Annotated in this window: 15 protein-coding genes; 8 read left to right on the top strand and 7 right to left on the bottom strand. The window is 72.9% G+C overall.

Translation table 11 applies throughout. The features are described from left to right. Nucleotides 1-7: 7 nt before the first annotated feature. On the top strand, nt 8-1,495 hold the full coding sequence (locus tag WME97_RS17580) for a PLP-dependent aminotransferase family protein (protein WP_437553113.1): 1,488 nt from the start codon (nt 8-10) through the stop codon (nt 1,493-1,495). Nucleotides 1,496-1,510: 15 nt separating this feature from the next. Here the strand turns inward: WME97_RS17580 and WME97_RS17585 are convergent, their stop codons facing one another. From WME97_RS17585 to WME97_RS17595, 3 genes are all read right to left on the bottom strand, one after another. Beyond that, on the bottom strand, nt 1,511-2,503 hold the full coding sequence (locus tag WME97_RS17585; protein ID WP_437553115.1) for an alpha/beta fold hydrolase: 993 nt from the start codon (nt 2,501-2,503) through the stop codon (nt 1,511-1,513). Between the two features lie 32 nt (nt 2,504-2,535). Then, complete coding sequence (locus WME97_RS17590; protein ID WP_437553117.1) at nt 2,536-3,144, bottom strand: TetR/AcrR family transcriptional regulator; 609 nt, start codon at nt 3,142-3,144, stop codon at nt 2,536-2,538. Nucleotides 3,145-3,257: 113 nt separating this feature from the next. Next, nucleotides 3,258-4,031 carry an MBL fold metallo-hydrolase gene (locus WME97_RS17595; RefSeq protein ID WP_437553119.1) on the bottom strand — a complete coding sequence of 258 codons (774 nt, stop codon included), beginning with the start codon at nt 4,029-4,031 and terminating at the stop codon, nt 3,258-3,260. A 194-nt stretch (nt 4,032-4,225) separates the two neighbouring features. Here WME97_RS17595 and WME97_RS17600 point away from each other — a divergent pair, with 194 nt between their 5' ends. The 3 genes from WME97_RS17600 (at nt 4,226) to WME97_RS17610 (ending at nt 11,850) form a co-directional block, all read left to right on the top strand. Next, nucleotides 4,226-5,677, top strand: coding sequence for a hypothetical protein (locus tag WME97_RS17600; RefSeq protein ID WP_437553121.1), 1,452 nt, complete (start codon nt 4,226-4,228; stop codon nt 5,675-5,677). Between the two features lie 10 nt (nt 5,678-5,687). Further along, nucleotides 5,688-10,511 carry a sigma 54-interacting transcriptional regulator gene (locus WME97_RS17605; protein ID WP_437553123.1) on the top strand — a complete coding sequence of 1,608 codons (4,824 nt, stop codon included), beginning with the start codon at nt 5,688-5,690 and terminating at the stop codon, nt 10,509-10,511. A gap of 61 nt (nt 10,512-10,572) precedes the next feature. Then, nucleotides 10,573-11,850 carry a hypothetical protein gene (locus WME97_RS17610; RefSeq protein ID WP_437553125.1) on the top strand — a complete coding sequence of 426 codons (1,278 nt, stop codon included), beginning with the start codon at nt 10,573-10,575 and terminating at the stop codon, nt 11,848-11,850. 142 nt (nt 11,851-11,992) lie between these two features. On the opposite strand, the gene WME97_RS17615 is transcribed toward WME97_RS17610, so the two are convergent. Next, a complete protein-coding gene (locus tag WME97_RS17615; RefSeq protein WP_437553127.1) occupies nt 11,993-13,486 on the bottom strand; it encodes a glycosyl hydrolase family 8 in 1,494 nt (497 codons plus the stop codon). A gap of 1 nt (nt 13,487) precedes the next feature. Between WME97_RS17615 and WME97_RS17620 the strand changes: the two genes are divergently transcribed. Continuing rightward, a complete protein-coding gene (locus tag WME97_RS17620; protein WP_437553129.1) occupies nt 13,488-13,820 on the top strand; it encodes a hypothetical protein in 333 nt (110 codons plus the stop codon). 45 nt (nt 13,821-13,865) lie between these two features. On the opposite strand, the gene WME97_RS17625 is transcribed toward WME97_RS17620, so the two are convergent. Then, a complete protein-coding gene (locus WME97_RS17625) occupies nt 13,866-14,777 on the bottom strand; it encodes a LysR family transcriptional regulator (RefSeq protein WP_437553131.1) in 912 nt (303 codons plus the stop codon). Nucleotides 14,778-14,908: 131 nt separating this feature from the next. Between WME97_RS17625 and WME97_RS17630 the strand changes: the two genes are divergently transcribed. Next, a complete protein-coding gene (locus tag WME97_RS17630; protein WP_437553133.1) occupies nt 14,909-15,601 on the top strand; it encodes an O-methyltransferase in 693 nt (230 codons plus the stop codon). Nucleotides 15,602-15,656: 55 nt separating this feature from the next. Here WME97_RS17630 and WME97_RS17635 read toward each other — a convergent pair whose 3' ends face one another. Together WME97_RS17635 and WME97_RS17640 are read right to left on the bottom strand one after the other, a co-directional pair. After that, complete coding sequence (locus WME97_RS17635; RefSeq protein ID WP_437553135.1) at nt 15,657-16,916, bottom strand: Kelch repeat-containing protein; 1,260 nt, start codon at nt 16,914-16,916, stop codon at nt 15,657-15,659. Between the two features lie 236 nt (nt 16,917-17,152). Continuing rightward, nucleotides 17,153-18,064 (bottom strand): LysR family transcriptional regulator, encoded by a 912-nt coding sequence (locus WME97_RS17640; RefSeq protein ID WP_437553137.1) that lies wholly within the window; start codon nt 18,062-18,064, stop codon nt 17,153-17,155. Nucleotides 18,065-18,209: 145 nt separating this feature from the next. Here WME97_RS17640 and WME97_RS17645 point away from each other — a divergent pair, with 145 nt between their 5' ends. Both WME97_RS17645 and WME97_RS17650 read left to right on the top strand, forming a co-directional pair. After that, nucleotides 18,210-18,785, top strand: a complete 576-nt coding sequence (locus WME97_RS17645) for a DoxX family protein (RefSeq protein WP_437553139.1) — start codon at nt 18,210-18,212, stop codon at nt 18,783-18,785. Nucleotides 18,786-18,931: 146 nt separating this feature from the next. Then, complete coding sequence (locus WME97_RS17650) at nt 18,932-19,288, top strand: antibiotic biosynthesis monooxygenase family protein (RefSeq protein WP_437553141.1); 357 nt, start codon at nt 18,932-18,934, stop codon at nt 19,286-19,288. Nucleotides 19,289-19,310 lie beyond the last annotated feature (22 nt).

Below are 19,310 nucleotides of genomic sequence, written 5' to 3' on the forward strand. Positions count from 1 at the left end.
TGGACCCATGACAGGCTCCAGAACGAACATATCGACGGGTCCAGCTGGTCGGCCCTGGCGCTTCGACCTGGTGCTCGACGACGGCGCGTCCGTGCCGCGGCAGACCCAGCTGAGCAGGGCGATCGTTCAAGAGATCCAGCGCGGGCGGCTGCTGCCGGGTTCAACGCTCCCGGGCAGCCGGACGCTCGCGGCGCAGCTCGACGTGAACCGGAAGGTCGTCGTCGCTGCCGTCGACGAGCTGGTGGCCCAGGGGTGGCTCGAGGCGCTGCCCGCGCGCGGCACCCGCGTCGCGCTCAACCTTCCGACGCTCGCCGTCGCGGATGCCGAGGGCCGCCGCTCGGTCGATACCGTCCTCGCCCAGCGCCGCGGCACCATGATCGCGGTGAACGACGGGATCCCGGACGCCCGGATCGCGCCCGTGGACGAGCTCGCGCGCGCGCAGCGGCGCGCTCTCCGAGCGCTGGCGCGGACGGGCCTGGGCTACGGAGATGCCGCGGGCGATCCCGTGCTCAGGGAGGTCCTTGCGGGCTTCGTCAATCACGCCCGCGGGTTGTCGTGCTCCTCGGAGGAGGTCGTGCTGACGCGCGGCAGCCAGGGCGCGCTGAGCCTGTTCGCGCTGGCGATGCTGGAGCCCGGGGATGTCGTCGCCGTCGAGCACCCTGGATACACGCCGGCCTGGCGCGCGTTCCAGCTCGCCCGGGCCGACGTGGTTCATGTGCCGGTCGACGCTCATGGCCTTCGAACGGAGGAGCTGGAGGCGCACGCCAGGAAGCTCAAGGGGCGCCTCAAGGCCGTGTACGTGACGCCTCACCATCACTACCCCACGACCGTCGCCATGTCGGCCGAGCGTCGGATGCACCTGCGACGAATCTGCGAGTCGTTTCGCCTCTACATCGTCGAGGACGACTACGACTACGAGTACCACTTCGAGGGCGCGCCGCTGCTCCCCCTCGCCGCGACCAAGGACCTCTCGTCGCGCTGCATCTACGTGGCCTCGCTCTCGAAGCTCATCGCTCCGGCCCTGCGGCTCGGGTACATCATCGCGGACAGGTCCGTTGTCGCGCGCTTGAGGGCGGTCCGTGAGCTGCTCGATCGTCAGGGAGATGTCGCCCTCGAGCGCGCCGTGGCCGAGCTCATCGAGGACGGCGAGATCCAGCGTCACGCGCGGCGCGCCCGGCAGCTCTACCGGCAGCGTCGTGACCACCTGCTGGAGCAGCTCGCGTCGAGGCCGCCCTTGCGTTCCGCGATCGAGTGCGACCCGCCCGGCGGGGGATTGGCGCTCTGGATGCGCTTGCGCAACCTGACCTCGGAGGAGCTCGTCCAGCGCGCGCTCGCACGCGGCCTGGCCCTCACCCCGGGGTCCGTTCATGTCGCGGCCGGGGCCGTGCCCGCATTTCGCTTCGGCTTCGCGGCGCACACGAGCGAAGAGCTATCGAGGATCTGCGATACGCTGGAGGCGTGCCTGATGTCCGACGCGGGATCGAGGCGTCGATGAACAGCGTTCTCCACGTCACACCACGCGCCGGCGGTCGCGCTCGAACAGCTCGCGCTCCAGCTCGCACGTCTCGAGCCCTGTCCGGACCGGCCACGGGGTGCCGGTCACGACCTCGACCACCTCGGCGATCACCTCCGGCGCGCGCAGGACGCGCCTGTGGCCGAGGCCGCGGGTCGACATGAGCCGTGCGCCCGGCCAGCGATCGGCGAGCGCCGCGCCTGCCTCGAACGACACCTCGCGATCGTCGCGGTCGTGCACGACGAACAGCGGCGCGTTCATCCGCGGGGCCGCAGAGAGCGCGTCGAGGTCCGTGAGCGGCACGCCGTAGCGCGCCTCGAGGCGGGCGACCATGCGGCGCCGGACGGCCTCGTCGATGCCGAGGAGCTTCGCGAAATGCTGGGTGTAGCGGACCGCGCTGAGCGGCGGCGCGATGAACACGAGCCTCGGCGCCGGAGCGCCCGCGCGCCGGACCGACGCCGCGCGGGACAGGGCATACGTCGTCGCGGCGCTCCCGAGCGAGTGCGCGACGATGGCGTGGACGGGCCCGGCCTCGTCCATCGCGATCGTGACCGCGCGGGCCAGCTCCACGAGCGTGGCCGACCGGCTCGGCCCATCGCCGTGCCCCGGCGCGTCGAACGTCACCACGCGAAAGCCCAGCTCCACGAGCGGCCTCACGAACGCGCCGAGCTGGCTGCCCCGCCCCTCCCAGCCGTGCACGAGCAGCACGGTCGGCCCGTCCCCCCACGACCACGCGGGCAGCGCCTCCGCGCCCCACGGCAGCGAGAAGCGCGCCGCGCCGGCGAGGACCTCCTCCTCCCAGGCCGGGCGCGTGTGGCGGCGCGGAGAGCGGAACAGCCGTTCGGCCGCCAGGGAGGCCAGATCCGGCGCGGCCTTGTTGAGGAGCTTGAACCCGAACCGGATCCCACCGCGCAGGAGGACCTGCCGCGGATCAGTACGAACGATCGTTCTATTATTGGGCGACGAATGGACCTGATTGGCTTCCTGCATGGGGGGACCTCCTCGGGGGATTGCGAGACGGATCAGGCAGAGCGGCGGGGCGAGCGCCGGGCGTCGGTCACGAGCCTCTCGAAGGCGGCGCGGGCCCGGCGCTTCGACGCGTTGTCGGGCATCAAGCGGCTGAGCGCGTGGGAGCCGGACGCGATGGCATAGGCCTCGAAGGCGAACTGCCCGAGGTCGAGGTCCGAGCGGAAGTGGCCCTCTTCGACGGCGATGCGCGCGGCGGTGGCGAGCGTGGCCAGCCAGTCTTTCTGCGACGCGACGAGCGCGTCGCGCGCCGGACCGGGCTTGTCGTCCAGCTCGGCCGCGGCGGCATGGAAGACGCAGCCGCCTGGCATGAAGTCCTGCTCTGTCCAGACGAACCACCGATCGATGAGCGCGCGCACGCGCGGCTCACCGCGCGGCTCGCGCAGCGCGGGCGCGACCACGAGGTCGACGAAGCGGCGCTTGGCCTCTTCGAGGATGGCGACGTCGAGGTTCTCCTTGGAGCTGAAGTGCGCGAAGAGGCCGCTCTTCGACATCTTCACGCGCTCGGCCAGGGCGCCGACGGTCACGCCCGAGAGCCCGACCTCGCTCGCCAGCGCCAGCGCCTCGGCCAGGATGGCCTGCCGGGTATCTTCACCTTTCGCCACCTCGACTGGATAGAACGACCGTTCTATTTTGTCAAGCGACGGGGCAGCCGACCCAGGTTGGGCCGACAGGGCAGCCGACCCTCCTCGACGATCGCCTGCATTGCCGGCGCACGCTAGGCGCGCTTCGCCAGGTAGGCATCGACCAGCTCGATCAGCCGTGCCCGGCCGAAGCTGGGGTCGTGGCCTGCATGCACGATCTGCACTGGGAACTCCCGCAGCCGCTTCATGGTGCGGACGTAGGCGGGAATGTCTGCGCCCTCGATCTCATCCAGCAGCGGCCCGTCATAGATCGCATCGCCCGAGAACAAGGTTCCGGTCGCCGCCTCCCACAGACCGATGCTGCCCGGCGAGTGACCGGGCAGGTGCAGCACCTCGAAGTGACGGTCGCCGAGATCCACGACGTCGCCTTCGGCGACGACCTCCGTGACCGGCGCGGCATGCAGGGCGTAGCTTGCCATGTCGTACTCCGCGTAGGGCAGGGCGGTGATCACATCGCCCTCGATCGGATAGCCAGCGTCGCCCAGCTTGTGGATCTTCGCGGCGCCCATCACCGAGGCCAGCAAGGTGCCGCGGTCGGTCGGTGAGCGCAGGTTCTCCGCCTCGAGACCGTGCACCAAGGTGTGCTCGAAGTCATGGTGGCTGCCCACATGATCGGCGTGGGTGTGGGTCGCGACCGCCGTGACCGGCTTGTCGATCAGGTGCTTCATGGCCTCCCGCAGGCTGACGATGCCCAACCCCGTGTCGATCATCAGGTCGCGATCGCGACCGCGCACATGCCAGATGTTGCAGCGCATCAGCGGCACCACGTGCGGCTCGGTCAGCAGCGTGATGGCATCGCTGACGCGCGTGATCTCGAACCAGCGGTCGGCGATCGGCAAAGTGGCCATGCGTTTCACTTCAACCGCCCGCCTTACTCCTCGCTCGGGCGGTCGTCCATGGTTACCAGCTCCTGGTCACCCCGCCGTCCCGGTTACCACGTCCCCTGGTAACCGCCCCGGTGCGACGCGCACAATCCATTGAAATTCAATGACTTGGCGTGATGGCCCGAGAGCTGCTTAAGGGGCTGGCAGGAGACCTTACCATGGTAACCGAACCGACATCCCACCGCCTCACGCTTCCCGTGCTCCTCGCTACCCTGCTCGCCGCGTGCGCCGGAACGGCCGACGGCGGCAGCTCGACCGGCGACGCCCCGGCCGATCCGGCTGGTCCAGCGCCCCACGAGGGCGCCCCTTCCGGCCAGCAGGCCGCGCGCGCCGTGCCTTCGGCGCCGGATCTCGCGTACCCCGGCAAGGGCTTCATCGTCCACGAATGGGGCACCGACACCGTGGTCGTCGGCTCCGACGGCTCGCTTCAAGCGGGGCTGCACCACGAAGAGGAGGATCTCCCCGCCTTCGTCTATGACCGGCTCGGAGCCGGCACGCTCGATGGCTCGATCTCGACGAGCGTCAACGTGAAGATGGAGACGCCGGTCACTTACTTCTACGCCGAGGAGCCGCTCGACGCGCATGTCCATATAGGGTTCCCCAAAGGGATCTTCACGCAGTGGTACCCCGCCGTCCGCGCGTTTTACCCGCCCATCATCGCGCCCGGCAGCGTTGCTGGCGTGACGACGTACGCGGACCCGGCGTTCGACCCCGACTTCCCCTTTGGCTCGCCGATGTGCTCAGAGATATACGGCCCGAACGCGCGCGGGTTCCTCGAGTGGAGCAACATCGAGGTCCTCGGGCGCGACAGCGATATCCCCCTGCCCGAGGCGCCGCTCGATCGGTTCACGTGGGCGCACGCGCGCCAGGTCGGCGCCAACCCGCTCCGCATCGGAGGCGTGCCCGGCGCGATGGAGGCGCCCCAGCACGAGCGCTTCCTGTTCTATCGAGGGCTCGGCAACTTCGACCTGCCCGTCCGCGTGACGGCCGGCACCGGCGGGGCGATCTCCGCCGAGAATACCCTCGACGAGGCGATCGGCGCCGTCTTCGTCCTTAACGTCGGCGCCTCGACGGGGGCGTTCGTCGCCCACCCCAAGGGCATCGCCACGGGCGGCACGCTCGTCGAGCGCGCCCCCTCGCTCGACGGAGCGCCGCCGCTCGACGAGTTCGTCGAGTCGCTCGGCGCGAGCATGATCGACACCCTCGACGCGGCCGGCCTGTACCACGACGAGGCCGTCGCCATGGTGAACACCTGGAAGCGCCAGTGGTTCCGGACGCCCGGCGTCCGGGTGCTCTACCTCGCTCCGGAGGCGTGGACCGACGCCTCGATCCCGATCACCATCGATCCCACGCCTGCCGATGTCGTGCGCGTCATGATGCTCCGCGTCGAGGTGCTCTCGCCCGAGCTCGAGGCAGCGGACGTCGGCGCGGCGAGGCGGCTCGCAGATCCGTCCCTCGCCGGCGACGCCGAGCGCCACTTCGACGATCTCGGGCGCTTCGCCGAGCCGCGCCTCCGCCGCGCGCTCACGCTCCTCGGCGAGCCCGCGTACGGCCAGCCCCTGCTCGCCCGCGTCGCAGCCGGAGCGACGGCGAGCGCCGCGCGCGAGTAACCTCTCGGCCATGCACGCCCCGCGGCGCGAGCCCTTCGTGGCCCATGCTCGGTACGAGCCCGGCGAGATCCTCGGGCAGGGGGCGCAGGGCGTCGTGGGGCGCGTGATCGACCGCGAGGCGCGGGGGCGCGAGCTCGTCGCGAAGGTGTTCCGTCAGGGCGCTTTCCGCGAGGACACCCTGCTCGGCGAGTTCGCTCTGCTCGCGCGCCTGCGCGTCCCCGGCGTTGTGCGGGCGCACGATCTCGGGCGGGACGAGCGGACGGGAGCGCCCTTCCTCGTCGAGGAGTACGTGGCCGGCGACGACGCCGGGGCGTGGGTGCAGGGGGCCCCGGCCGGCGAGCGCCCGGCGCGGCTCGCGGGCGTGCTCGCCGGCGTCGCGAGGACGCTCGCCGCCCTGCACGACGCGGGGTTCGTGCACAGCGATCTCAAGCCGGCGCACGTCCGGATGCGGCCCCTCGGCGGGGGCGGCGCCGAGGCCGTACTCCTCGATCTGGGGGCCGCGGTGTCGAGGGCGCGCGCGCCGGGCGGCGCCGTCGCGTTCACCTCGGCGTTCGCCGCGCCCGAGCTGCTCGCCGGGGGCGCGCCGTCGGCCGCGTCCGACCTCTACAGCCTGGGGGCGCTCGCGTGGTGCTCGGCCGCGGGCCGCCCGCCCGGGCCCCTTCGCGCGCGGCGCCCGCTGCGCGACGCCGCGTCGTGGGTCCAGCCGAGCGTGGCCGAGGTGATCGAGGCGCTGCTCGCGCTGCACCCGCGAGACCGCCCTGCCGAGGCCCGCGAGGTGCTCCGGCAGCTCGGCGTCGCGGCCGCGGAGGCGGGCATCGCCGTGGGGACGCCGCCCGCGCCCATCGGGCGGGAGCGCGAGCTCGAGGCGCTGCAGCAGGCGCCGTCACCGTCAGGCCGCGTGCGCTACGTCACGGGGCCGAGCGGCGCCGGCAAGAGCCACCTCGGCCGCGAGCTCGTGACGCGGGCGCTGCTCGCCGGGCGGAGCGCCAGGTACGTGGCGTTCCCGCGCGAGGCCGACCCGCTCCAGCTGCGGCTCATCGCGTTCTTCCGGGGCGCCGAGCGCGCGCCGCCCTTCGTGACGCCGCCCGGCGACGGGCCCCCGCTCCTGCTCTTGCTGGACGACCTGGATCAGGCCCCGGCCGAGCTCCGCGCCGCGCTCGACGCGTACCGGTGCCGGCCGGCGGCGCCCGGCGGCGCGGCGATCGAGGTGGTCGCGACGGCCCGGAGCGCGCCCGAGGGCGCGGCGTGCGTGGCGCTCGGGCCGCTCGGCGACGCGAGCTTCGGCGCGCTGTGCCGCGCGCTCGGCGTGGACGACGAGGCGAGCGTGCGAGAGGCCGCCGTGGCGTCGGGGAAGAACCCGGGGTGGCTCTTCGCGTCGCTCGGCCGCGTGCCGCTCACGAAGGACACCGCGATCGAGCGCGTGCGCGAGCTGTCGGCCGACGCCTGCGCGACGCTCGCCGCGATCGCCATCGCGGGCGGCGCCCTGCCCGAGGCGCGCTGCGCTCTCGGGTTCGGGCGCGGCGGCCGGGCGTACGCGCGGGGTGGCGGGCAGCCGGGCGCCTCCGGCGAGCGAGCCCTCGGCGAGCTGCTCGCGGGCGCGCTCATCGCGCGGCGGGAGGCGGCGGCCGGCGCGCTCACCACGCTGTCCGCTCCCGCCCTGGCGAGGGATCTCGCCGCGGCGCTCGCCACGCCGGAGGTCGCCGAGGAGGTCGCCGCGGCGCTGCTCGCGGATCCCGGCGCGCCTGCGTCGGCGCTCCTCTCGGCGGCGGCGGCGCCGTGCACGAAGGCCCGGCGCGCGCAGCTCCACGAGCGGGCCGCGGCGCAGGCGCGCGAGGCCGGGCTGCGGTCGGAGGAGATCGAGGCGCTGCTCGCGCTCGGCGAGGACGCGGACCGGAGGACCCCGGCGCTCCTCTGCAGGCTCGAGCGGCTGACGCGCGACGCGGGCGTGGGCGCGGCGCACCCGCAGGTCGTGGCGTGGCTCGACGAGGCGGCGCAGCGCGACGAGCGGGTGCTCGTGCTCGCGCTGCGGCGCCGCGCGGAGAAGCGCGCGCGGGATGGAGACGCGACGGCGGCGAAGGAGCAGGCGCTCGCGGCGCTCGCGGCGGCGCGGCGGCTCGGCGGCGGGACGGCCGAGGCGTTCGCGCTGTCGACGCTGGGGCTCGTGGCGCTGATGCGCGCCGACTGGGGCGAGGCGGAGGCGTGGCTCGCGGGGGCGCAGGCGAAGCTGCCCGCGGCGGGCGAGCGCGTGGACGGCGTGGACGATGTCGAAGAGGTGGCGCGGCTCCACCACAACGCGGGCATCGTCGCCCTGTACCGCGGCCAGGTGGACGGCGCGGTGCGGACGTTCGAGGCGTCGCTCGCGGTCAAGCGGACCCTCGGGGACCGCGCCGGCATGCGCTCGTGCCTGATGAACCTCGGGATCGCGCTCGGGAAGGCGTCGCGCTACGAGGAGGCGTTCGGCGCGCTCGACGAGGCGATGCGGCTCGCGCGATCGCTGGGGCAGGTGGCGGGGCGCGGCTGGTGCCTGTCGGCGCGCGCGGACATCGAGGTGCGCCGCGGCGACGCGCGCGCGGCGGAGCGCTGTATCGAGGAGGCGTGGGCGCTCGCGGCGTCGCTCCCTGCGGCGATCCAGGCCGATCTGGTGATCGCGCGGGCGAACGTGGCGTTGCTCGACGGCGACGGGCGGCGGGCGCTCGCGGCGCTCGCGGCGCTGGACCCGGGCGTGCGGGCGAACGACCCGCTGGTGGACGCGCGGGCCCAGGTGGCGGAGGCGCAGGTGTACCTCACCAAGCTGCCGGCGGAGCCCCGGCGGGCGGCGCGGGGCGCGATCCGGGCCGCGCGGCGAGCGCGCGCGGCGATGCTCGCGGAGGTGGAGGCGCAGGCGCTCGACGTGCTGCGCTCGGCGCGGCCGGGCGCAGCACGTCGAGCGCCGGCCGCGGCGCCGGCGCGGGGCGGCGCGCATGCGGCGCAGGGGGCACCGGCGGCTGCGCAGGGGGCACCGGCGGCGGCGCAGGGGGCACCGGCGGCGCAGGGGGCACCGGCGGCGGCGCAGGGGGCACCGGCGGCGCAGGGGGCACCGGCGGCGGCGGGCGGCGCGTATGCTGGCCCAGGCATGACGGCGGCGGCGAGCGGAGGAGACGACGCGCTCTGGGCGTGGCTCGCGTCGGTGGCGACCGCGGACGGCGCCGCGGAGGCGGCAGTCGGGCTCGCGCGCGCCCTCGTGCAGCAGTCGGGGGCCGAGCGCGCGCTGCTCGCCGTGGTCGACGAGCAGGGGCGGGTGGTCGCGGCCTGGGGCGCCGACCTCGACGGGCTGGAGATCGCCGAGGCGGCGCGGCGCATCGCGCCCGACCTGGCGCAGCTCGCGCTGAGCCAGGCCGCGCCCGTCCACTACCAGCGCGACGTGGAGACGCCGGGAGGCCGCGGCTCGCGGCTCGTGCTTCGCGTCGGCGCGGGCCACGCCTCGATGGGCGCGCGCGCCCTGGCGGCGAGCGCGGCCTCGCCAGACCCGGCGCTCCCCGGGCCTCCGCGCGCGCTCATCGTGATCGAGCACCGGTTCCGCCCGGCGTGCTTCGACGCCGTCACGGAGGCGCGGGCCGCTCGCTGGGCGTCGCTCGCCGGGCTCTTCCTGCGGCTCTTCGCCCGCCCCGGCGCGCCGGAAGAGCCCCGCCGCGAAGGCCCGGCGCCTCCCTGCCTCGCCTCGCTCGCGGAGCCCGCGGCCGATCTCCGGCGCGCTGACACGACCGTCGTGCCCGCGGCCCAGCCGCGGAGGAGCTTTCCCGACATCCTGGGCCAGAGCGCCGCGCTGGGCCGGGCGCTCGCGCGCCTCGACGCGGCCATCGACAGCGATCTGCCCGTGCTCCTCATGGGCGAGACCGGCACGGGCAAGGAGCTCTTCGCCCGCGCGCTCCACGATCTCGGCCCGCGCCGTTCGCGCGAGCTCGTCGCCATCAACTGCGGCGCCGTACCCGACGCGCTCTTCGAGGCGGAGCTCTTCGGCCACGCGCGGGCCTCGTTCACGGGGGCCGAGCGCGCGCGCCCCGGCCTCCTCGCCCGGGCCGAGGGCGGCACGCTCTTCCTCGACGAGCTGGGGGAGCTGCCGCTCGCGCGGCAGGCGGCGCTGCTGCGGGCGCTGGAGTCACGGCGCTATCGCCCGGTGGGCAGCGACGACGAGCGGCCGTTCGACGTGCGGATCGTCGCGGCCACGAACCGGGATCTCGCGCAGGCGGCCGCCGAGCGGGCGTTCCGGCAGGACCTGCTCTTCCGGGTGAACGCCATCGAGATCCACCTGCCGCCGCTCCGCGACCGGGAGGGCGACGTGCCGCTGCTGCTCGCCGGGTATCTGGCCCGGACGGGCGCCCCCATCGAGATCGCGCCGCGCGCGCTCGCTGCGCTCGATGCCTACGCGTGGCCCGGCAACGTGCGGGAGCTCGCGCACCTGGTCCAGCGCCTGGCCGCGCTGGGCGTGCGCCGTGTCGAGCTGGAGCACCTCCCGCGGGGGGTGAGGGCGAGCGCGCCGCGGGCGAGCGCGCCGCGGGCGAGCGCGCTGCGGGCGAGCGCGCGCCGGACGCCCGACGCGGAGCGCCCCGCGGGCGAGGCGCGACCGCCGGCCAGTCCCATTCCGCCGCCGGCCGCGGGGCGCGGAAACTCGGGCGAGGCGCGCCACGCGCTGGCCGAGGACGACGAGCGCGAGCCGATCCGGCGCGCGCTTGCGGAGACCGGCGGCAACATCAGCCGCGCGGCCGAGCGTCTCGGCATCACGCGCCACGGTCTGAAGAAGCGCATGGCGCGCCTCGGCATGCGCGCTCCCTCCGGGTCGCAGAGGAAAGCGGAGTGAATCCCCTCGTGAAGGCGCCGCTGACAGAGAGGCAATCAAACGCAGTCGTGGAGGACTCCTTATGAAGGGCAGCGGTTCCGGAGCACTGAACACATCGAGGCTCGAGGAGGAGCGCCGACAGGGCCCCGCGGCAGGAGAAACGGTCTTTCCGATCTCCCCGCGCCCCTGCCATCGAGGGCCGAGCGCTCGCCGTGGATGGAGCGGGCGGTTCGCTCTCGCGCTGCTCGTCGCGGGCTGCTCGCCCGCGGCCGTCGACGGATCACCGGCGCACCTGCCGGACGGCGGAGGCGGCGCCCCCGCCGAGCCGCCCTCGCCCGCTGCGTGTGATGCCTCCGCGGCCGATGGCGTCGCCGTCTTCGCCTCGAGCGTCGACTCGGGCGACCCGCAAGCTCCCGGCGCTCCGCCCTACGCGATCGACGGCTGCTTGCTGGCCTACGTCGCGCCGCGCGAGGCTGGCGACGTGAGCGGCGCCCTGAGGCTGCGTGATCTCGGTACGGGCGAGGAGCTCCTCCTCGCGCCGGCCGCCGAGACGCCCCGCCGGCCTGCGCTCGCCGGCGACGTCGTGGTCTGGGAGGCGACGGACAACGGAGCACGCGTGGTGCGCGTGCGCCGGGATGGCGAGACGCAGACGATCCGCGGCCCGTTCGATCACGCGGGCGAGCCGCGCGTGGCGGGAGACGCCGTGGTGCTGACTGGCTGGCTGACCGCGGACGAGAGCGGCGACACGGACGTCTTCCTGTACGAGATCGGCCAGGCGGAGGCGGTCCCGATCGCGTCCGGCCCGGGGCAGCAGCGCTTCCCGGACGTCTCGGCGACGCACGTCGCCTTCGCTGATTTCTCCGAGGATCCCGACGGCCGCTTCGACGAGGACGAGCGCGATCTCGCGGACATCGTGGTCTATGACCGGCGCACGAGGCGCGCTGTCCCGCGATCCCGGGAAGGCAAACAGTCCTTCCCGATGCTCGGCGCCGGAGAGCGGGTGGTGGCTTATCTCGAATGGGCGCCGTTTCATCCGGAGCCCAAGTACGAGCAGTTCGATCTGCGGATCGGGGACATCACCGCTCTTGCCGACGGCGACGCCCTGGCCGCGAGCATCGAGCAGTCGGGCCTGCCGTACGTGCTCCCCGAGGTCCGCGGCGAGCTCATCGAGTGGGTGGAGCGGCCGGCGGACAGCAATGCGTCCTTGCGGCGGAGGCCGGCCGATCTCTCGGCGCCCGCGGCCGAGGTCCCCGGGCTCTCGGCGTTCGAGCTGTTCGGGCCGTCGGCTTCTGCGACGATCACCGTGGTCGCGGCGCGCTCTCCGGGAGGCGAGCTGGAGCTCCGCGGCGTCGCCCGGTGATCCGGGGGCGCAGGCCGGCTCCGCGGCGATGCGGTGCAGGTCCGGGAACGTTACCTCCCGGTGGGACAGGCCTTGCGAGGGGAGTCGGCGTCGGGCGCCCGCGATCACCGGAGTGATCCCGAGCGCCCCCACGCCGGCCGAGCTATTTCTTCGCAGCAGCAGGCGCCGCGGCAGCAGGCGCCGCGGCCGGCGCCTTCGCTGCAGCAGCAGGCGCCGCGGCCGGCGCCTTCGCTGCGGCGGCCGGCGCCGCGGCCTGCGCCTGCGGCGTGATGATGCGGAATTTCCCGCTCAGGTGCAGCAGCGACATCGTGTACAGCATGCCGTCGTAGTACCGCCACTTGCCGGTGGGCGCCTCGCGCTGATAGAGCTCCTCGACGAAGCGCCAGGCCCGCGGATGGGTCGCGGCCAGCGCCGCGACGGCGTTCGCCGACACGAGCCCGAGCGAGTCGTAGTCGACGGTGGGCTTGCCCTCGAGGGTGAAGTTGCCCTTGTACTTGGGGCCCTGCGCCTCGAAGAACGCGAGGAGGCGATCGCTCAGCTCGGTCTGCCGCGGATCCTTCGCCCACCACGCCGCGTCCACCGACCAGTTCATCGCGGTGCGGAACGCGTCCTGACGGAAGTTGGCGGTCCCCGCGTCCCAGGAGGCAGCCTTGGGGGTGCCATCGAAGTTGGCGTAATCCGGAGCGAGCCCGGTCTTCGGATGGGTCACCTTGACGAAGTAATCGCGGCTCACCTTGGCCGCCTCGGCCCAGAACGCGCGATCCGCCTCGGGGCCCCAGGCCGCCCAGACGTCGTAGAACGCCGGCAGGTGATACGACGGATCGGTGTGATCGCCGTTCTTCGCGAAGTTGTCCGCGTCGGGCGTGAACCGCACCATCTTGTGCTCGGTGTTGAAGAGCGAGTGCAGCGTCGTCTTGCGCTTGTCCTTGTTGACCGGACCGGTGATCGGCTTCCGGTTCTTCATCGCGTCGAGGATGGCAAAGGCTTCCTTCTTGTAATCGTAGATCCCCTTGCCGTTCCCCCAGCGGTTCGACGCGAACAGCAGCGCCGTGGCGAAATACTCCTCGGCGTCCGGGGCCGGATTCTCATCGATGGCCGTGCCGTCCGGGCGCATCTGCCACGAGAAATAGCCGAAGCCGGGGTGCTTCGGATCCGCGCGGTACATGTGGGACTTGGCCCAGTTCCACAGGGCGTCGAAGTCGTCTTTGCGATCGACCTGCACGGCGATCATCATGCCGTACGACATGCCCTCGGAGCGGACGTCGTTGTTGCCGATGTCCATGATGTACGCCTTGGGGCCGTTCGCGTTCTTTCCCGCCGGGAACAGGACGGCCTGCTCCTTGGGATCGCCGTGGAACAGCTGCTCGTAGGCCTTCGCGATCTTCGCGTCGATCTCTTCGGGCTTGTGTCCCAGCTCGGCGAACAGGTTGCGGTACTCCCCCGTGACGAACGCTCCCTTGGCAGCGGGCTTGAGCGGCGGACCGAGGGGCGCGGGCTCCGCCGGGGCGGGCGCCTGGGCCGCGCCGCTCGGGGTCGCGGTGCTGGCCGGAGCGGCGCTGCCGGCCGGGTTCGTGGAGCTCGCCGGATCGGGCGAGCCGACGTGAGTGCCTTGGTTGGTGGGCGCGCAGGCGATCACCGTGACCGCAAACCATGCCGATGCGACGGGAGACGTTAGCATTCGCAAGTTCATCGCTATCCTCGTGTTCGAGCTCGCATCCTCTGAGGACGCGCTCGGCGTGAACATCGCTGGCGACGTCCACGTGATGACGCTGATGGGCGAGAAGGAAATCCAACCGCTCGGAGGCGTCAAGTCCCAACTGCCGGGCCTGCCTCGGGGGAGACGACACCGTGACAACCGCGATCCGGCTCTTCTGGAAAAGTCGCGTGATCCCGGCATCTTTTCATGTGTCGAAGGGGATCGCCTTCACGTCACAGCGCTGCTCGCTCACGGGTCGACGCGGTCGACATGATCGACGTTCACACGCCCCGAATCGGCGCTGCCGGGTCGGGCGCGGCTACGCCCTGAACTCCGCGAGCGACCGGCAGACGCGGCGGAGCCGGTCGCGCAGCCACCGGTGCGCGGGGTCGGAATCGAAGCGGGGGTGCCACGCCTGCGAGATGGTGATGGCCGGCGTGGTCACGGGCAGCGGGAACGTGACGAGATCGAAGCGCGGGGCGGCGTGCGCGAGCCATTTGGACGGGAACGCGCCGACGAGGTCGGAGCTGGCGAGGAGGCACAGCGCCGCGTAATGGCCTGACGCCACGGCCGCGGTGGTCCTGGCGAGCCCTTTCTTCTTGAGGGCCTCGTCGATGGGGCCCCAGGTCTTGCCCAGCCTGGAGACGCCGAGGTGGGCGTGCTCGACGAACCGCTCCAGCGTCACCTTGCCGGACGCGAGCGGGCTGCCGCGGCGCACCACGCCGACGAAGCGGTCCCTGACGAGCGCCTGCACGCGGATCTCCGGGCCCATGTCGCCGATGATGCCGAGGTCGAGATCGATCCGGCCCTCGCGGAGCGCGGCGACGTCCTCGTCGCCCTCGGGCAGGAAGCGGACCGTGACGCCCGGGGCCTCGGCCCTCAGCGCGTCGAGGAGCGGGGCGCCGACGAGCCCGAGCATGCCGTCGCTGGTCCGGACGGCGAAGCTGCGGGTGAGCGCGGCGACGTCGAGCGCGCCCCGCTCACGGAGGACCGCGCTGGCCGAGGCGACCACCGCGCGCACGCGCGGGCGCAGCTCGGCGGCGCGCGGCGTCGGCACGAGCCGCCGGCCGGCGCGCACGAGGATCGGGTCGCCCACGGCCTCGCGGACGCGCGCGAGCGTGCGGCTCATCGCCGAGGGGCTGAGGTGCATCCGCTTCGCGGCCAGGAGGACGCTCTCCTCCTCGAGGAGCACGTCGAGCGCGACGAGCAGGTTCAGATCCATGGAGTGCATGGGACGCAGCAATAACTTACCGTACATGCACTGGAAGTCATGTCTGTTCGGGCGCAGGTTCGGTGTCGAACAGGGCAGCCGCGAGGGCAGGGGAGCCGTCGCCCGTGCCTGCCCGGAGGAGACATGCCATCATGAGCACGACGCTCGATTCGCCGCGCGTTCAAAGGACCCTCGACCGCCTCTTCCAGGACGCCGACAGCGGCGATCCGGGCATCATCGCCCGCGTCCGCGCCGACTGGGAGCGCCTCGGCCCGAGACCCGACCCCGAGACGCTCGCCCACACGCTCGCCGACGCGTATCTGCCGGTCTCCCGCGAGGTCGGGCGGCTGCTCCACCTGCTCGCCTTCGCGGCGCGGGCGCGCACGGTGGTGGAGTTCGGCACGTCGTTCGGGATCTCGACGGTGTTCCTGGCCGCGGCCATCCGCGATAGCGGCGGCGGGCGGGTGATCGGCAGCGAGCTGCACCCGGAGAAGGTGCGGCGGGCGCGGCTGAACCTCGATGAGAGCGGGCTCGGCGATCTCGTCGAGATCCGCGAGGGAGACGCGCTGGTGACGCTGCGGGACGTGGAGGGGCCGATCGATCTCGTCCTGCTGGACGGATGGAAGAACCTTTATTTGCCGGTGCTCCGGATGCTCGAGCCCCGGTTGCGGAGGGGCGCGCTCATCGTCGCGGACGATCTCGACATCGCGCCGGATGACCTGCGGCCGTACCTGGAGTACGTGCGCGGCGCGGGCAGCGGCTACGGGTCGGTGGAGATCCCGCTAGGGGACAGGCTGGAGGTCTCCTGCTGGCACGGCCGCGACGGGCGCGAGCGCGAGGCGTGAGATAGGCCGCCTCGTTCCTCACGCGAGGCGAGCAGCGCGCGGCGGCGTGTGCGCATCAATGCTTCTTCTTGCAGCCCCCGTAGCGTTCCACGCTCGCGAGGGTTGGCGGATTGCTGAAGTACGTCGCGTCATACCCGCCGGTGATGAGGACCGAGCCGTCTTGCAGGGTCGTCGCGGTCGGGAAGCCCCTCTCGATCGGCTCGTCGATCGGGGTCCAGCCGCCGTTCGCCTCCTTGAAGATCTCGGCGCCGTCGCTGCCGACGGCCATCACGCGGCCATGGGACATCGGCGCGACGGCGGACGCCCACGTGTGGAGGAAGTTCGGCGGCGCGGTCAACGTCCACGTGTCGCTCGCGGGATCGTAGATCTCGGCGGTCTCGCCGGCATCGACGAGGATCTCGATCTCCTCCTCGGTGCCGCCGTAGATCCTGCCGCCGCCGCCCACCACCAGCACGCGCCCGCTCGGCAGCAGCGTGGCCTTGTGCTGCATGCGGGGCAGGTTCGTCGGCGCCGCTGCCGTCCAGGCGCCCGTGGCCGGATCGTAGATCTCCACGCTGGTGCGGCCCTGGGGCATCTCGTTACCGTTCAACGTGTAGCCGCCGACGACGAGCACGCGCCCGTCCTGGAGCAGCGTCGCCGTATGCAGGTAGCGAGTCACCGACATCGACCCTGCGCTGGACCACGTGTTCGTGGCAGGATCGTAGAGCACGGCCTCCTTGAGGGTGCTGTCGTCGTCGCTGCCGCCCGTGCGTAATACCCGCCCGTCCGGCAGGAGGGTGAGCGCGGTATACGCGAACTCCCAACCACGGGCCGCCTCGCCGGGCGTGAGCGGGACGCTCGCCGTCGTGCCCGTGATCGGATCGTAGACAAGCCCGCCCGGGCTGAAGAGCACCCTGCCGTCCTGAAGGAGCGCCGCGCCCACGGGGGACATGGGGTAGGGCAGCGTGTGACGGGGCGTCCACGTGTCAGCGGCGGGATTGTAGAAGTCGACCGTCGTGGGGTAGGGGTAATCGCCGCTGCCGCCGGCGACCATCACCTGGCCGTCCGGCATGAGCAGGGCGATGTGCCGCTCTCGCGCCTCTGGCAGCGGCGCCACGGACGACCACTCCGCGTGGACGCCGACGTGGCGGCGGCACTTCTTCTTCGCGTGATGGTCGGCCGACGACGGCACCGCGTGCGCCTCGAGCGCCGCCTCTTCGAGCGGATCGTCCGCGGGCAGCGCGGGCTCCGGTGCAGAAGCGCAGCCGGCGGCCGTCAGCGCAGCGAAGGATAGGAGCGCGCGCAGACCACGATGGCAACGACCGATGGTGGACATGGTAGGACCTCGTCAGGAGTTAGGGGAGGGGGCGGCCGTCCCCGCGGGGACCCGCCACGAGCGCAACAGAGGATCATACCCGATCTCCGCGATGCCGAGGTGAGCGGAGGCCTGGTCACCCCGCGCGATCTGACCGCGGCGCGGTGGCGTCCCTCCTCGCGAGAACTCGGTGACCACAGACGTCATCGCCGCCGCTCTCTCCTGCGCTCCGGCTGCGCCGGGGCGGCCGCGCCGCGCTAGGCCCAGGCGTCCCACGCGGGCTCCTGCCCGAAGCGGCTCACGACGAAGTCGATGAAGCTTCGGACCTTCGCCGAGAGGTGCCGCCCCTGCGGGTAGACGGCGTGGATGCCGACCTCCTCGAGCGCGTAGCGGGGCATCAGCGGGACCAGACGGCCTGCGGCGAGGTCCTCGCCCGTGATGAACGTCGGCGCGACGCCGATGCCCAGCCCGCTCAGCATGGCGACGCGCAGCATCTCCCCGTTGGTCGCCGTGAGCCGGCCCTGGACGCGCACGGACACCTCCTCGCCGCCGGGCCCGCGGAACCGCCACTGGCCCGGCGTCGCACGGTACGTGTATTCGAGGCACTCGTGGCGCTCGAGGTCGGCCGGCTCCGCCGGCGCGCCGCGGCGCTCGACGTAGGCCGGTGAGGCGCAGAGCACGGAGCGGCTCGGCGCGATGCGGCGCGCGGCCAGGCTCGAGTCCGGGAGCGCGCCAATGCGGATGGCCAGATCGAAGCCCTCCTCGAGCAGATCGACCTTGCGGTCGTTCAGCGAGACGTCGACGGCCACCTCCGGATACGCGAGGAGGTAATCGGTGATCACCGGCGCGAGGTGGCGCATCCCGAAGGTGATGGGCACCGAGATCCTGAGCCGCCCCCGCGGCGCCTCGTGGAGCGCGCCCGCGGCGGCCTGGGCTTCCTCCACCTCCGCGAGGATGCGCGCGCAGCGCTCGTGAAGGGCCTCGCCCGCCTCCGTCAGGCTGAGCCGCCGCGTCGTCCGGTGGATGAGGCGCGCGCCCAGCCAGTCCTCGAGCGCGCGGATGTGGTTGCTCACCCCGGCGGGGGACAGCCCGAGCTCGCGCCCGGCCTTCGAGAAGCTCCCGGTCGCGACCACCTTCGTGAACACGGCCATGCTGGTCAAGCGGTCCATCGGGCTCCACCATCTTTCAGGATCGCGCAAAGGTCCTTCAAGCGCGGGGTGCGTTATCACGCGCCCGGATCGGGTGCATCCATGTCGCCTGAGCCGCGGTGACGTGCCGATCCTGGCAAGCGCCGGCGGCGGAGGAATCATGACCATGGACCGGATGCTGAGAGTTCTTCTCCCTCGCGCGCTCGATCGCTCCACGTCGACGGGCCTGCTCTTCGCTCGCCTGGTGGCCGGCACCGCCATGGCCCTGCACGGGGCGCCGAAAATGATGGCCGCGACGAGCTGGATGGGTCCGGGCCCCGTGCCGGGATGGCTCCAGGCGCTCGCCGCCTTCGCCGAGCTCGGCGGCGGCATCGCCTGGATCCTGGGCCTGGCCACGCCGCTCGCGTCCGCCGGGATCGGGGTGACCATGATCGTGGGGATCGCGATAGCTCACGTCCCCGCCGGCGAGCCGTTCATCCGTCTGACCGTGCAGGGCGTCGACGCGGGGCCCGGCCTCCCCTTCGGCGGTCTGCCCACGTGGCTCGTGCGCGCGGGCGGCCGGAGCGCCATGGGATCAGGGTCCTCCGAGCTCGCGTCGCTGTTCATCGCCTTCGCGGTCCTCCTCCTCGGCGCGGGACCGGGACGGTTCTCGCTGGATGCGCTGCTCGCGCGGCGGTTCGGGCGCCGGCTCGCTGCCGACGGCGAACTCGGGCACGCAGGCGAGGCGGCGCTCGTGCGCTGAGCTGCAGGGTCCGTCGGGCGAGCCCCCCGGTCGCGCACCTCGAGCGCATCCTTGGTTCGCTCGAGTCATCGTGACCTGATAACCAGATGTGGCCCGCAGCGCGGACCACGGACTCGTTCCCCCCGCGCTCTCTTGCAGGAGGTCGCATGATTCGACGGATCTGGCACGGCTGGACCACCCCCGAGAACGCAGACACGTACGAGGCCCTGCTGAAGACGGAGATCTTCCCGGGGATCCTGGCGAAGCAGGTGCGAGGCTTCCGCCGCATCGAGCTGCTCCGGCGCCCGCTCGGGGACGAGGTCGAGTTCGTCACCATCATGTGGTTCGACTCGATCGAGGCTGTGAAGGCGTTCGCCGGCGAGGACTACGAGACCGCCTATGTGCCAGCCAAGGCGCGCCAGGTCCTCGCGCGCTTCGACGCCCGCTCGCAGCACTACGAGCTCCGCGAGACGCGCGTGGTCGAGGGCGAACAAGCCAGCGCCAACACCGCCGACGGCGCGTGACACCCCTCAGGCGTGACGTCGA

The sequence above is a fragment of the Sorangium sp. So ce367 genome, assembly GCF_051520455.1.
GTDB classification, from domain to species: domain Bacteria; phylum Myxococcota_A; class Polyangia; order Polyangiales; family Polyangiaceae; genus Sorangium; species Sorangium cellulosum_B.

Coding starts and splice junctions, on each gene's coding strand:
- WME97_RS17580 (WP_437553113.1), top strand. CDS start 8: ATGACAGGCTCCAGAACGAACATATCGACGGGTCCAGCTGGTCGGCCC.
- WME97_RS17585 (WP_437553115.1), bottom strand. CDS start 2,503: ATGCAGGAAGCCAATCAGGTCCATTCGTCGCCCAATAATAGAACGATC.
- WME97_RS17595 (WP_437553119.1), bottom strand. CDS start 4,031: ATGGCCACTTTGCCGATCGCCGACCGCTGGTTCGAGATCACGCGCGTC.
- WME97_RS17600 (WP_437553121.1), top strand. CDS start 4,226: ATGGTAACCGAACCGACATCCCACCGCCTCACGCTTCCCGTGCTCCTC.
- WME97_RS17605 (WP_437553123.1), top strand. CDS start 5,688: ATGCACGCCCCGCGGCGCGAGCCCTTCGTGGCCCATGCTCGGTACGAG.
- WME97_RS17610 (WP_437553125.1), top strand. CDS start 10,573: ATGAAGGGCAGCGGTTCCGGAGCACTGAACACATCGAGGCTCGAGGAG.
- WME97_RS17625 (WP_437553131.1), bottom strand. CDS start 14,777: ATGCACTCCATGGATCTGAACCTGCTCGTCGCGCTCGACGTGCTCCTC.
- WME97_RS17630 (WP_437553133.1), top strand. CDS start 14,909: ATGAGCACGACGCTCGATTCGCCGCGCGTTCAAAGGACCCTCGACCGC.
- WME97_RS17635 (WP_437553135.1), bottom strand. CDS start 16,916: ATGTCCACCATCGGTCGTTGCCATCGTGGTCTGCGCGCGCTCCTATCC.
- WME97_RS17640 (WP_437553137.1), bottom strand. CDS start 18,064: ATGGACCGCTTGACCAGCATGGCCGTGTTCACGAAGGTGGTCGCGACC.
- WME97_RS17645 (WP_437553139.1), top strand. CDS start 18,210: ATGGACCGGATGCTGAGAGTTCTTCTCCCTCGCGCGCTCGATCGCTCC.
- WME97_RS17650 (WP_437553141.1), top strand. CDS start 18,932: ATGATTCGACGGATCTGGCACGGCTGGACCACCCCCGAGAACGCAGAC.